The following is a 12523-nucleotide window of genomic DNA, read 5'->3' on the forward strand; positions in this document are numbered from 1 at the left end:
CTATTTTCAAACAAAACTAGCTAAAAAGTCCCTCAACTATTAGATTACATCAATTCTAATAATTAAGGGACTTTTTTACTTTAAATAAACTAATTAAGTGATTAATAAGATCCAAACACCTAAAATTAATAATAAAATAGCTAACACCAAATTGCCGACTTGTGCTAAGCGAACAACCGTTTGAAATTGTTGAGTTGTTTGATGATGATAATTTTGGTAAATTCGATAAAATTGCCATATACTCAAGCCAATAATAAAGCTTGCAATGATTATTTTTAACATCTCAACCTCAATAATTTAATCGCCGACCAAAATCTGGCTTAAACCATTTAAATTGACCAATACGCACCTTTTCTCCTGGTTGTGGAGCATGGATGTATTCACCATTACCAGCATAAATTCCCACATGTTCAGCACTACCAGGCTCGCCCCAAAAGACGAGGTCTCCGACTTGCAGTTGACTCAAGGGAATATACTGATCAACTAAACTTTGTTGTTGCGAAGTTCGCGGCAAATTTAATCCCAATTGCCTTGCTACATACTGGACTAAACCGGAACAATCAAAACCAACTGGCGTCGTCCCACCATAAACATAAGGAACTCCTAGATAACGATTAGCGCGTTGTACCAATTCGTTATTTTGAGCTATCAGTGGTAATTGCAAATTAGGAATCTCGGTAATTTCACCACGTGCTTGCTTTTCATGAATTTGATAGTCCGTCGCATTAACCTTGATTTCCGGAACAGGCAAATTTTGCGTTTGGGCGACAGTATTTTCCACTTTAATTACTGGCATCTGCGTTGACTTAGCTTGAGCAGTAATAGTCTTTAAACCAATAATTACTAAGATAATAATCAACACTTGTCTAGTTAATAACTTGAATTTCATTAAATTTTAAACCTCTCAACGCTTCACTTGACCTTAGTTTATAATTTAACAATTAATGTTGCAAGCTGTTTCACAAAAATTTAATTGGTTGTACAAATAATTTTCATACTACGTAATCTGCAAAAGAAACACATCAACACTAATTTACAAGGTTGGGACAATAAAATTATGCTCGTATTCGATCCAGAATTATACAAATATTAATTCATTATTGCGCTCCAAAAGGCAACAGTTTGTGCCTAACGGAATTAAATTTTTTAAGTCAAGTTCGGACTTTGTAATTTATTCTGTTAGTGCTCCACTGTTACACGACTTTTGTTCCAGCCTCTAATATATTTAATTTTTAGGAGCAAAATTTAATTTTGCCAACTCATCAATTTTATCGTAAAATGCATCCGCATCAACGTTGGTAACAAAAGTTACTTCGCGGCCTTGATCGGTTTGATAAGTGCGTCCTTGTGAAGCTCCGGTCGTAATAACATCGGATTTAACAAGTTTTGAATCTGCTAATTCTGGATAACGACTTAATAGCGTAGTTAAAACATCCCATAAATAATAAATCGAATTAGCCTCAAAAGAATGCACCAACGAATAGCCTTGACCAATTAAATCTAAAATTGGATATTGGCGTTGACGCGCCCAACGTAACCGTAATTCTTTAGTCAATGGCACTTGATCTGTACTGTCTAAACCGACCATTGTAATTTTTAAATCGGAGTCCCAAACAGTTTTAACAGCCATTGGATCCCAATAGGCATTCCATTCCATGGTATCATCAGCACCTGGTTCCGCCACATTACCTTGGCTATTTAAAGCGCCACCCATCCAGTATAAACGTTCAATTTTCTGAACGATACTTGGATCATGTTTTAAAGCGCGCGCTAAATCGGATAACGGTCCGGTCATCACTAAGGTAATCGGTTCAGTTGCAGCTTGAATCTTGTCAATCATGTCTAAATGGGCTGGCTTAGCCGCAATTGGTGTCTTTGGTGCGCCATGTTCATTCAAAATTGGGAAATCATCAAACGAAAAAGCACTCAAACGCCATTCCTTTGGAAATTGATGAGCAGCGCGAGAATTAGACTTCGCAACATCAACTGGTTTTTTTCCAGCTTGACCAAAGGTATCAATAATTTTTTGTGAAGCACTCGCAGCCGGATCCACGTAACCGTCTGCATCTGTCACGCCTACCCCAATTAAATTAACATCTGGCATTTGTAACAATAACAGTAATGAAACTAAATCGTCCACATTGCCATCATGATTCAAGTACACATTTTGCATGAATGAAAGCCTCCTAATTTATTTAAGTTAAGCATGACACATCTCTAATTTAGTCGTCAAGTAAAATTATGTAATATTAAAATCTTTCAAGTCACTGCTAGCCAATTGTTTAATATTAAAAATAATCTTACTCAAATCCTGGGTAATTTACCTTTCGTAAATTGCAATAATAAGTTAGCCACTTTCTAAAAATTCTATAGATAAAGTGTTTCGGTAATCATTCAGTTCTAATTTAAGTCATTTGTTTTTGCTGGGCTTTTCTTAACTCTCTTTGGAAAGCAACTGCTGGTGTTTGATAATTAAGCAATCGGCGTGGTAAATTGTTGAGTCTATCTTCTACTTCTTGAACTTGAAGCGGGCTAACCAAGTCTAGCGATTTGCTCTTAGGAAAATATTGCCGAATCATATTGTTATGACGTTCATTGGTTCCTCGTTCACAAGAAGTGTATGGATGTGCATAATAAGTATCTGCAATCCCTGCAAGAACCACATCTAAAGTGCTAAACTCTGTTCCATTATCAGCAGTAACTGACTTCATAATAGTTCCTAATTTAGCAGTGATTTGTTGCAAGGAATAGTTGACAGAATCAGCGTCCTTACTATCAATTAAGCGAATCAGTTCAAAGCGTGTTTTACGCTCAGTTAGCGTTAGGAGGACACTTTCATGTCCCTTTCTTTTACCAATAACTGTATCTATCTCAAAGTGTCCAAAGTCTTGACGTTTGTCGATATTATTTAGGCCTTTGATCAATACTAAGTCCCTTGAGCCGTCGATGTTGGTGTGATTTGTGCTGTTTAGTTCGGAGTTTAGTTTTCATAGCTAAATCCAAGTTTCTAACCTCTAACAATTGCTTATCAATGTAATTATAGAGAGTCTTGGTGCAAATCATTTCATCTGAACTAAATAGTTGATTACTCTTGGCAAAGCCTACGGCGACATTTGGTGACCAATTATCTTGATAAAAATGTTCATCAAAGAATGATAGAAAATCGGTGAATTGCGTGAATTTCAAGGGACGGCTACAGTTATTACGATTATTTAAATACCGCTCCTGAGAAGCTTCAGGACTATAAATATAGAAGTAGTAGATCTTGCCGTTAACCTTTTTAACTTGCTTAACTTTACCACGTTGCAGTTCATTATTAATAGTTTGATGAGAAACACCGAGTTGTCGAGCGATGGCTCTAGCATAGTAGCCCTGTTCATGTAAAGTGGCAATTTTGCCACGTTCCACCTCAGATAAATGCTTTCCTTTGCGGCGAGATGTGTTAAGATATTCATACACCAAGATAAAATCCTCTTTTCATATTGTTGTGGAAACTTTAATGATACCGGATTTTTATCTTGGTGTCTTTTTATTTTTTAAGTGGCTAACTTAATTGTAAAACTTACGTTCTAAACTTTTTAGAGCTTGTTGTGAAAAAAATTTATAAATTTTATTCGTGAGAATATACAAACGCTATTTTCAATTATATCAATGATAAGTTAATTATTATTGGAACACATTAAAAAAATACAATAGTCCAAAACTGATTGACTTTAAAAGCTGCATAATAAATATAAAAGGAGAATTGATTTATGAATACAACGCGCAAAAAATTGACTTTAAGCTTGGTGACTGCGCTCTTTCTAGTTGGAGGACTAACTATTCCCACAACTAAAACTTTCTATAAAAATTCAGAGGAAAGCTTATTTATCACTCAAGTTCAAGCTAAAAAAGTTTCTTTTGAAAAGAAAAACGCCTTAGCATCAGCAAAAACCTATTCCAAAAGCATGCACATGTCTAAACAAGGTATATACGATCAACTAACAGCAGATGCTGGAGATAAATTTCACGCATCTGCTGCTAAATATGCTATTAAACATTTAAAAGCCAACTATAAAAAAATGCATTAAAAGCAGCAAAGTCATACCAAAAGGATCAACATATGTCTGCAGATGCCATTAGAGATCAGCTAACTTCAGACGCGGAAGGTTTTACACCAGAAGAAGCAAATTACGCAGTAAATCACCTTGCAAAATAATTCTTTAATTCCTCCACTGTGAGGAATTACATAATCCCAAACATAATTTCATGGATCAAACCATTAAATCATTCCGTAAACATTTAACAACAGTCTTAAATAGATGTCGCTATGATTACAATAATAATGCTATCGAAGGTCTGAATAGTAAGATCAAGAAAATCAAACGAACTAGTTATGGTTTTCGCAATTGGGATAATTTCTGCTTGCGCATTAAACTAGAATTTTTACCAACTTTACAGATTTAATGGTAACAATTTAATAATATTGAAAAACCTAGTAACTTGGGTACCTTTAAGATACCTAAAACTAACTAGCCCCATACTAATCTAGTTAACTAAAAAATTAATTATAAACACCGTTTTACATAGAACCTAAATTTTATGGTAACAAAAAACTGGAATAGAATGGAATTAATTGGAAACCTAATATAATAAAAGCAACAAAAAAACACCCTCAAACGATTGATTTGAAGATGTTTTCTTATAAAATTGGAACTTATTGGAATTAATTGGAAAAGCTGCAATGGAGATGAGGAGAATCGAACTCCTGTCCATACATACTGCCACATTAGTCTCTACATCCATAGCTACACTATTTGAAATTCACCGCTAAGTGCGCCGTGTAACAAGGCTAACCTTAACGGCTAACCTACTAATCTCTTTTCAATTGCTCAGGTGGCACAATCAAACGTAGCCTAATCATTTAAGACCCAGGATCAATCCTTAGGCAAAATTGACTGGATCACACTTTAAACTGTTATTAAGCAGCTAAAGCGTAAGAATTATTATTATTTTTTGCAGTTATAATTTAACTGTAACGTTTTTACGTAGCCGTAACCTACGAGATGCAACCAATGCTCAACTACATATGTCGAATCCATAACATCCCCTTAATTTTAATAATTAAATCTTATCACGTTCCTGATATAATTTCAATTTTTTAACATGTAAAAAGGCGAACCCTCTTTATAGGCTCACCTTTTCACTGAATTGCATGTTTACAAAACTTATTTAACTAAACGTTCAAATTCACGTGCAATCATTAATTCTTCATCAGTTGGTACGATTAATACCTTAACTTTGGAATCTGGTGCCGAAATTATGCGTGCACCCTGACCATCAAAGTTAGCATCATGATCTTCTTTAATGCCCATAAATGCAAAAGCATCTATAATTTTTTCACGGATATGGGGATTATTTTCACCCATTCCGGCAGTAAAGACCATCACATCAACGCCTTGCATTTCAGCAATATAACTACCCACATATTTAACAATCCGATTGATAAAGACATCAATTGCTAATTGAGCATCTGGATTAGTTTCTCTTGCAGCTATCAAATCGCGCATATCTGGTGAAATACCAGAAATTCCTTTTAGACCGGACTCATTATTCAAAAGGTCAATCATTTTTTGCATATCAGTAATGTGAAGCTTCTCCATTAAAAAGGCTACCAGTGAAACATCAATGTCACCTGCTCGTGAACTCATCGTAACCCCAGCAATTGGTGTGAAGCCCATAGAAGTATCAAACGCTTGTCCATCTTGAATCGCGGTTACAGATACACCACTACCCATATGCAAGGTAATCATCTTTAACTTATCATAATCTTCATTTAACAATTTGGCAGTTTCATGTGAGACATAATTATGACTTGTACCGTGAGCACCGTAGCGATGAGCCCCATATTCTTGATCCAATTTTCGCGGAATCGAATAAATTTTATTCATCTCTGGTAAGTTATGATAGAAAGTTGTATCAAACACTGCCACTTGGGGGACACCCGGCAACATTTCATTAAAAGCTTCAATGCCCTTGCGTTCTGCTGGATTGTGTAATGGTGCATATTCATCAATCGTTGCCAATTTAGTTAAATTATCAGCTGTTAAAACAACTGCATCATCAAAGACTGGACCGCCAGAAACTACTCGGTGACCAATGCCCTTAATCTCTTGAATGTCATTAATCACTTTAAGGCTCAACAAATTCTTAATCAACAAGTCAACTGCTGCACTGTGTGACTTAACTGGTAGCTCTTGAGTATGTTTTTGACCATCATACGTAATCTCAAAAGTTGATTGGTCGCTACCCAAACGGTCCACCATTCCTTTAGCCACAACTTTTTCAGCCGGCATATCAAACAGTTTGAATTTCAAAGTAGAACTGCCAGAATTTACTACTAAAATTTTTTGCATAAATACTACTCTCCCCAATGAAAAGTTTTTTGACTCCAAGTCTGCAATTGTTGTTTAAATTGATTCAAATCTTGCCCGTCATCTAAATCAGGAATTTGTCCCATTAGTACTTCAGGACTTTGCTGTGCCAAGGAACCATGTCGTTGCAGAACTACAATTGATTTAGCCGCTGCACTAGTAGCAAATAATTTCGTCGGCAAACTCAAAACTGACTGTAAGTATACATCTTTAACCATCCACTCTGCCAATTGCTTTGCTTGTTCCGTTTCGAAAATTTGTGACGGAACTATAAAAATTCCCACTCCACCTGGCTGTACATTTTTCATTGCTTGTTCCATCAATAAATGATGCGCATATGAATGTCCCTTAGCGGCCTGCGTTTGAAAACCAACGACATTTTCATCAACTGGATAATAACCAACTGGTAAATCCGATAATATCAAATCAAAATCACTCAATAACCAATCAGCCACAGCATCCTGATGATAAAGTTCAATCTCAATGTTCAGTGCTTGACTAACAGCATCTGCTAACATTAACATTTGATCATCATTATCTAATCCATACATTTGAAGATTATGCATCGTACTCTGGCGTAACTCATGATTAGTTTGATACAAAAGATTGCCAGTTCCCACAGCAGGATCAATCGCTTGCAAAACTTTTTTCGGATAGTTTTTAAACACTTCAGCAATGACCAATGAACATAAGGTTGCAATAATATTTGGTGTCATCAAATGATTGACATCCGCTTGATCCAATTTTTGAGCCTTAATAATTGCTAAATCTAATGCTTCCTTAATTTCAGAAGAACTAAACGCTTTCAAATCAAAATTCTGATACTTCTGATTTAAACTTTTAGCCTGTTCTGCATTTGGAAAACCATCTTCGATAAAAGTTGCTTGACTTAAAATATTTAGAATATTTTCTGATAAGGCATCTTGATAAGCAACGCGTAAATCCTGTTTTAATTCTTGAGTAGTTTGATCCACAAATTGATAAATTTGTTGAATCTGAGCTTGCGATTTACTCATAATCAGTCTTCCCTTCGCTAAACACTTCCATAATATCTTAGCGGAAGTCACGTCATTTAGCAAAGTTTATAATTTTTTGGGTGTAAACTTGGTCTAATTGACGTTGTGCATGTAATTCCGACTGATAAAAGTTCAAATAAACCACTAAGAATAAACATTCAATATTCAATAAAAAAATGGCAGTTACTGAAACCATGGCTCGCTGTTTTAGATGACGTTTATTGGAAGTCAACATAATATTCCCACTTTCGATTAAACTGGTCAATGGCTTTTACCATTAAAACTTGATTTTTAACTGCTAAATGTAAATTTTTTTGATTAATCAATAAGGGCATATGCCCTTGCGCAGAGCCTGTTAAACGTAACATATTATGATAAACCTGTAATTGATAAGTTTTATTCGGTTGATGAGCCTCATCATCGGTTACAAATGTAATTTTATCATAGCCAACTTGCTTGATTTTAGCATGATCACTAATTTGTTCGAGCTCTAACATTGCCACTAACCAGTCACTGGGAGCTTGAAATAAATCTACTTTTTGTTGTCGATAGCTAGTCAATAAATAGGCAATACAAGAAAAAGTCAGCATCAAAATAAATAGAGAAACCACAGCTTCACTCAGTAAAAAAGCGGAATGTCTTTGTTTGAATTTCATACCTCAAACCTTTCTTTTGCCCCTTAACAATAATCGTCTTAGGTTGTTGTTCAATCTTATAGTCTCGATTGTCCAAAGTAATCTGCTGCAAACTAGGATGCTTAATTGCCTGATAAAGGGCCGCCTTGAACTCAGTTTGTTGTTGAACTTCACGAATCTTTTCTTGCGTCGGCAAAATACATAAGGGAATAACGCTTAAAGCCTGTAATACTAAAAAGAAGCCTAGTAGGTTATCCAACAATAAAAATGCTGCATGTCGTTTATGCTGCAATTAATTGACCCCATCCCATTTGAATTTTATATATATACCGGTGATGTGCTGTCAGAAAGACAATCGTTGCCGGCGAAACCGTCCCATCAGCTGAAATTTTCATGGTTAAATCACGACCATGATTAGTGTCAAACTCAAAAGTCATACTATGGGGAAAGTCTTGAACAATTTGTTGTGAATCACTAATACCACGACAACTATAATAAATGCGATGGGCTTGATTATCTAAAGTAACTGTATAAAAGTGTCGATTTAAAAACGCCATTTTTAATGTTGTATGCCAATTGTACTCAAATCTAGTTAAAGCTAGCTTTTCTTGTTCATCAACTAGCTGATCATGATATTGATTAGTCGGCAGCATTAATAAGGCACAAACAATTCCCAAAGCCACGACCGCTTCTATTAATGTAAAAGCATACTGGCTATTTTTTCGGTCCAACAACTGTTCCATCTTCAATTGCATAACCGTCTCCTTTAGCTTTTTTGGCTTGGGCAGCCGAAAGATAATGTTCTTGTTCTAGTTGATCCCAACTGACATTGCTTCCGTCATACATATCAACTTGAGTTTGTAAAGTTGATTTAAAAGCACTGTCAGTTTTAGATTGAGCGGAATGCTTTTGAGTATTAATGTTAGGGATAATAATTAATAGCAATAAGGAAATAATGAATAAAACAATAACCATTTCAATTAAAGTAAACGCTGAATGTTTTTTTAAAACTAATTTTTTCATTTTATAATCCTTTCATCATCGAATAAATTGGCAAAAGAATACTCAGATAAGTGCCCAAAATAACTAAAGCAACAATTATAAAAAAGAATGGTTGAATTTGATTAATCAAATGCTGAATTTGCCGTTGAACTTGCTGGTACTTTAATTCGGCAATTGTTTGTAACTCAATTGCTAGCTGTAAAGTTTCATGACCCAAACTAACTGCCACATTGATTTCTTTTGGCAATAATGGATTTGCTCGCACAATGTCCGCTAAGCTTTGACCCTGTAAAATTTTAGTTTGAATAATTTGCGCTAAATCATGTTGAATAGAACCAGTAGTTAATTTTTGCGAAGATTGTAAAATTTCTTGCAGTGATAAACCACTTTTCAAAAAAGTTGCTAAGGAAGTTAATAAAACGTATTGATAATAATTTTGATAAATTTTTCCTAAAATGGGCCATTTAATTTTATGAAGTGCTTGTTTTAACTCGCTCAGATGCTTTAAATGCTCAATTTCCCCTACAATTGCGCTTCCAATTAATAAAATTACCAGTCCTAAAATTATTTTCTCCCAATTAGGTAATACTATTTTGGGTAGTTGCTGTGCTAATTCTACTTTCAAAAAAATTAAAAGCGTTCCCAAACTACATAATAAAAAGATCGGATAAGCCAGCAAATTAAGAATCTGACGGTTGTTCTTTTGACGAACTAATAAGGTGGCTGCATTTTCTTCCAAGCAACGAACTAAGTTTCCGTGAATATCAGCAATCATGATTTGACTAAGGATCGTTTTGGATAAACCAGTCACTGCTAGAGCTTGATCAAGTAAAAAGCCATCATTTAAGCGCTTTAAAACTTGATCCAAGATTGAACTTTGTTGGGGATAAATCAACTTCAAAGAAACTACTGCAATTTCTAGTGAAAAACCATTTTTAACTAATTTAGCTAATGTATCCAAAAATTGGGCTTGCTGTTGAATGGATAATTTACCCCGTTTGTAATTGTTCATAAACTTCATCACTAATCAATCCCTTTTGCCAATCCGATTGTAACAACTGCTGCCAATCATCAAAATTACTTTGTGGAATTTTAATCGCTTGGATTAAATCATCATCCATCAAAACATCTTGATAAGCCTTAATATGATGATCTATTAACGGAATAAGACGTTGATAAACTACACAATTCAAAATAGAATACATTTCATTTTGACTAATTCCTAACTCCATCATCCGACCAATCACTGCATACTTATTACGGGCGTGAACTGTTGATAAAACTAAATGTCCACTTAACGCTGCTCTTAAAGCCATTCTAGCAGTTTGTTCATCCCTAATTTCACCTAAAATTAAAACGTCTGGTCGATGACGTAGAGAAGTCCTAATTAAATCGGCATAACTCATCTGGGCTTGATTATTAACTTGAATCTGTAAAAATTGTGGTTCAATAATCTCAATTGGATCTTCCACAGTTAAGACAATCTTATTCATCGCAAATTTTTTAGTTAATTGGTACATCGAAGTTGTCTTGCCTGAACCAGTTGGCCCACTAAACAAAATCAAGCCTCTTTGGTTCATAATCTTCTGCCAATTAGGCTGGAGATTGTCAGTTTGGTCCATAGATTTTAATGGATAAAGTAGCCGAATAACTAGTGACTCTTGATTACTGAAGTTACCCACAGTTGATAAGCGTAAATTAATTTTTTGCCTTGCAAACTGAAATGAACGTGATCCTACTTGCGGTCGCCGATGTTCACTAATATCCATATTTCCTGAAAATTTAAAATAATTAATCACTCCTTGTGCAAAAGCTAAATCCAAGGTCTGATAATCATGTAAACCATCAATTTCTCGCATCTTTACATTAAAAGTTGCTTCTTGCGGTAAGAAAAAAACATCAGAAACTTCGCGTTGACAAGCAAATTCTAATAATTTTTGCGCATATATTTCTGGTTGCATCACTTTAACCTCCTTCCAGTTAAAAACTACCCCAAAAACGCAAAAAAACTTTTCTTTTTTCAAGAAAAGTTTTTTCATAGTTTTTGTAATTTAACTAGTTATTCTTCTTCAGCCGCTGCAGTAAAGACTTCTGAAACATCATCATCATCTTCTAATTGATCAATCATGTGTTCAAATTGTTCTTTTTTATCTTCCGGTACTGGCACTGTATTTTTAGGAATCATCGTTAAAGTGGCGTTAGCCAACTCATAACCCATTTTTTCCAATGCATCCCGCACCTGTGTAAATTCTTTAGCTTCTGTATAGATTTCAAAAGCATCATCACTAACTTCTAAGTCGTCAGCGCCAGCTTCCATCAAATCTTCTAACATTTTATCCTCATCTGCATCAGTGGTAGAACGATCAACGACAATGTAACCTTTACGATCAAACAGATAAGCCACAGAACCAGCAGAACCCATACTACCACCGTTACGCGTAACCGCTACACGAACAGATGTCGCCGTCCGATTTTTATTATCAGTTAATGTATTAATTAAAACAGCCACACCACCGGGAGCGTAACCTTCATAAGTGATTTCTTCGTAGTTAGCCCCACCGGCACCGGAAGCTTTATCGATTGCACGCTTAATATTATCTTTAGGCATATTAGCAGCACGTGCTTTATCCATCACCAACCGTAAAGAAGCATTGTTCGCGGGGTCAGGATCACCACCCTTTGCTGCCATGTAGATTTCACGTGAAAGCTTTTGAAAAATTTTACCACGTTTTGCATCTTGAGCGTTTTTACGCCCTTGAATGTTATGCCATTTAGAATGTCCTGACATTCGCTTACTCCTTCTTTCCGATTAGTATATTAGTAGCTAAAGAACTAAAACAACAAAATTAATACTCATATTTTGTCTAGAATTAAATGAACATTAAATAGACAAAACCTTATTAATCATACCAAATTTCCCTAAGCTCGGCAATGCTTTCGAACAAACAATCGTTTTAGGCTTAAATAACCATACGTCAATAAAATTACGGTTAATGCCCCCATGCTATCTAACATTACGTCTTGAATTAAAGGAGTCCGACCCTGAGTTAATAATTCATGAAACTCATCGAAACCTGCCCAACCAGTTACCACAAACCAACTGAGCCAAGGCGCTAAATGCCAATTTTTTACCTGATCTTTTAAAAACAAAAACGTCACCCCACCTAAACAACCAAATACACTAAAATGTGCTAGTTTACGAATGAAAAATTCTACTAATTTATAGTAACCGACAGTCGTAATTGCCTGGCGTTTCGTCCCATAAACAAAATTAATTTTCAGTAGTTGCTGATAACCTGGTTGATGAGGCAGGAGCCGCATTAATAACGAAATCAACGATTGCTGTTGATAGGTCATTGATGAGCTGATAAATAAAACAATAATTAATAAACCAACTAAAATTAACCATTTTAAATTCCTGATTTTAAATTTTTTCATAAAATCCTCAATCATTTAA

Annotated in this window: 14 protein-coding genes, 1 other RNA gene and 3 pseudogenes; 3 read left to right on the forward strand and 15 right to left on the reverse strand. The window is 35.2% G+C overall.

Translation table 11 applies throughout. The annotated features are described in order from the left end of the window. Positions 1-93: 93 nt before the first annotated feature. From AC3B7A_RS01760 to AC3B7A_RS01775, 4 genes and pseudogenes are all read right to left on the reverse strand, one after another. Entirely contained in the window at positions 94-282 is a 189-nt protein-coding gene (locus tag AC3B7A_RS01760; RefSeq protein WP_489756041.1) for a hypothetical protein, read from the reverse strand. A 7-nt stretch (positions 283-289) separates the two neighbouring features. Continuing rightward, complete coding sequence (locus AC3B7A_RS01765; protein ID WP_489756042.1) at positions 290-889, reverse strand: C40 family peptidase; 600 nt, start codon at positions 887-889, stop codon at positions 290-292. Between the two features lie 336 nt (positions 890-1225). After that, complete coding sequence (locus AC3B7A_RS01770; RefSeq protein ID WP_489756043.1) at positions 1226-2173, reverse strand: nucleoside hydrolase; 948 nt, start codon at positions 2171-2173, stop codon at positions 1226-1228. Between the two features lie 232 nt (positions 2174-2405). Then, a pseudogene (locus AC3B7A_RS01775) lies at positions 2406-3459 on the reverse strand (IS30 family transposase). Between the two features lie 449 nt (positions 3460-3908). On the opposite strand from AC3B7A_RS01775, the pseudogene AC3B7A_RS01780 reads away from it, so the two are divergent. Further along, positions 3909-4198, forward strand: a pseudogene (locus AC3B7A_RS01780) (Ltp family lipoprotein); the annotation flags it as partial. 47 nt (positions 4199-4245) lie between these two features. Further along, positions 4246-4446 (forward strand): annotated as a pseudogene (locus AC3B7A_RS01785) (transposase); the annotation flags it as partial. A gap of 275 nt (positions 4447-4721) precedes the next feature. Here AC3B7A_RS01785 and ssrA read toward each other — a convergent pair. The 5 genes from ssrA to AC3B7A_RS01810 form a co-directional block, all read right to left on the reverse strand. Continuing rightward, positions 4722-5090, reverse strand: a transfer-messenger RNA (tmRNA) gene (ssrA, locus tag AC3B7A_RS01790). 117 nt (positions 5091-5207) lie between these two features. Then, a complete protein-coding gene (locus AC3B7A_RS01795) occupies positions 5208-6395 on the reverse strand; it encodes an acetate/propionate family kinase (protein ID WP_489756044.1) in 1188 nt (395 codons plus the stop codon). A gap of 5 nt (positions 6396-6400) precedes the next feature. Beyond that, positions 6401-7429, reverse strand: a complete 1029-nt coding sequence (locus AC3B7A_RS01800; RefSeq protein WP_489756045.1) for a class I SAM-dependent methyltransferase — start codon at positions 7427-7429, stop codon at positions 6401-6403. 52 nt (positions 7430-7481) lie between these two features. Then, entirely contained in the window at positions 7482-7664 is a 183-nt protein-coding gene (locus tag AC3B7A_RS01805) for a hypothetical protein (protein WP_489756046.1), read from the reverse strand. Further along, positions 7648-8019 carry a hypothetical protein gene (locus tag AC3B7A_RS01810; protein ID WP_489756047.1) on the reverse strand — a complete coding sequence of 124 codons (372 nt, stop codon included), beginning with the start codon at positions 8017-8019 and terminating at the stop codon, positions 7648-7650. The genes AC3B7A_RS01805 and AC3B7A_RS01810 overlap by 17 nt, the downstream gene beginning before the upstream one ends. 254 nt (positions 8020-8273) lie before the next feature. On the opposite strand from AC3B7A_RS01810, the gene AC3B7A_RS01815 reads away from it, so the two are divergent. Then, positions 8274-8360 (forward strand): hypothetical protein, encoded by an 87-nt coding sequence (locus tag AC3B7A_RS01815; protein ID WP_489756521.1) that lies wholly within the window; start codon positions 8274-8276, stop codon positions 8358-8360. Here AC3B7A_RS01815 and AC3B7A_RS01820 read toward each other — a convergent pair. The 6 genes from AC3B7A_RS01820 to AC3B7A_RS01845 form a co-directional block, all read right to left on the reverse strand. Beyond that, positions 8346-8819, reverse strand: coding sequence for a hypothetical protein (locus tag AC3B7A_RS01820; RefSeq protein WP_489756048.1), 474 nt, complete (start codon positions 8817-8819; stop codon positions 8346-8348). The genes AC3B7A_RS01815 and AC3B7A_RS01820 overlap by 15 nt on opposite strands. Beyond that, positions 8779-9087: a competence type IV pilus major pilin ComGC gene (gene comGC, locus AC3B7A_RS01825; protein WP_489756049.1), complete on the reverse strand. Its 309-nt coding sequence runs from the start codon at positions 9085-9087 to the stop codon at positions 8779-8781. Before comGC ends, AC3B7A_RS01820 begins: the two co-directional genes overlap by 41 nt. 1 nt (position 9088) lies before the next feature. Then, positions 9089-10078, reverse strand: a complete 990-nt coding sequence (locus AC3B7A_RS01830; protein ID WP_489756050.1) for a type II secretion system F family protein — start codon at positions 10076-10078, stop codon at positions 9089-9091. Next, a complete protein-coding gene (comGA, locus tag AC3B7A_RS01835) occupies positions 10056-11027 on the reverse strand; it encodes a competence type IV pilus ATPase ComGA (RefSeq protein ID WP_489756051.1) in 972 nt (323 codons plus the stop codon). The genes AC3B7A_RS01830 and comGA overlap by 23 nt, the downstream gene beginning before the upstream one ends. Before the next feature lie 98 nt (positions 11028-11125). Continuing rightward, a complete protein-coding gene (locus AC3B7A_RS01840; protein ID WP_489756052.1) occupies positions 11126-11854 on the reverse strand; it encodes a YebC/PmpR family DNA-binding transcriptional regulator in 729 nt (242 codons plus the stop codon). A 131-nt stretch (positions 11855-11985) separates the two neighbouring features. Continuing rightward, positions 11986-12504, reverse strand: coding sequence for a VanZ family protein (locus tag AC3B7A_RS01845; RefSeq protein WP_489756053.1), 519 nt, complete (start codon positions 12502-12504; stop codon positions 11986-11988). Positions 12505-12523: the final 19 nt, after the last annotated feature.

Source organism: Bombilactobacillus sp. ESL1202, from assembly GCF_058107125.1.

Coding starts and splice junctions, on each gene's coding strand:
- AC3B7A_RS01760 (WP_489756041.1), bottom strand. CDS start 282: ATGTTAAAAATAATCATTGCAAGCTTTATTATTGGCTTGAGTATATGG.
- AC3B7A_RS01765 (WP_489756042.1), bottom strand. CDS start 889: ATGAAATTCAAGTTATTAACTAGACAAGTGTTGATTATTATCTTAGTA.
- AC3B7A_RS01770 (WP_489756043.1), bottom strand. CDS start 2,173: ATGCAAAATGTGTACTTGAATCATGATGGCAATGTGGACGATTTAGTT.
- AC3B7A_RS01795 (WP_489756044.1), bottom strand. CDS start 6,395: ATGCAAAAAATTTTAGTAGTAAATTCTGGCAGTTCTACTTTGAAATTC.
- AC3B7A_RS01800 (WP_489756045.1), bottom strand. CDS start 7,429: ATGAGTAAATCGCAAGCTCAGATTCAACAAATTTATCAATTTGTGGAT.
- AC3B7A_RS01805 (WP_489756046.1), bottom strand. CDS start 7,664: ATGTTGACTTCCAATAAACGTCATCTAAAACAGCGAGCCATGGTTTCA.
- AC3B7A_RS01810 (WP_489756047.1), bottom strand. CDS start 8,019: ATGCTGACTTTTTCTTGTATTGCCTATTTATTGACTAGCTATCGACAA.
- AC3B7A_RS01820 (WP_489756048.1), bottom strand. CDS start 8,819: ATGCAATTGAAGATGGAACAGTTGTTGGACCGAAAAAATAGCCAGTAT.
- comGC (WP_489756049.1), bottom strand. CDS start 9,087: ATGAAAAAATTAGTTTTAAAAAAACATTCAGCGTTTACTTTAATTGAA.
- AC3B7A_RS01830 (WP_489756050.1), bottom strand. CDS start 10,078: ATGAACAATTACAAACGGGGTAAATTATCCATTCAACAGCAAGCCCAA.
- comGA (WP_489756051.1), bottom strand. CDS start 11,027: ATGCAACCAGAAATATATGCGCAAAAATTATTAGAATTTGCTTGTCAA.
- AC3B7A_RS01840 (WP_489756052.1), bottom strand. CDS start 11,854: ATGTCAGGACATTCTAAATGGCATAACATTCAAGGGCGTAAAAACGCT.
- AC3B7A_RS01845 (WP_489756053.1), bottom strand. CDS start 12,504: ATGAAAAAATTTAAAATCAGGAATTTAAAATGGTTAATTTTAGTTGGT.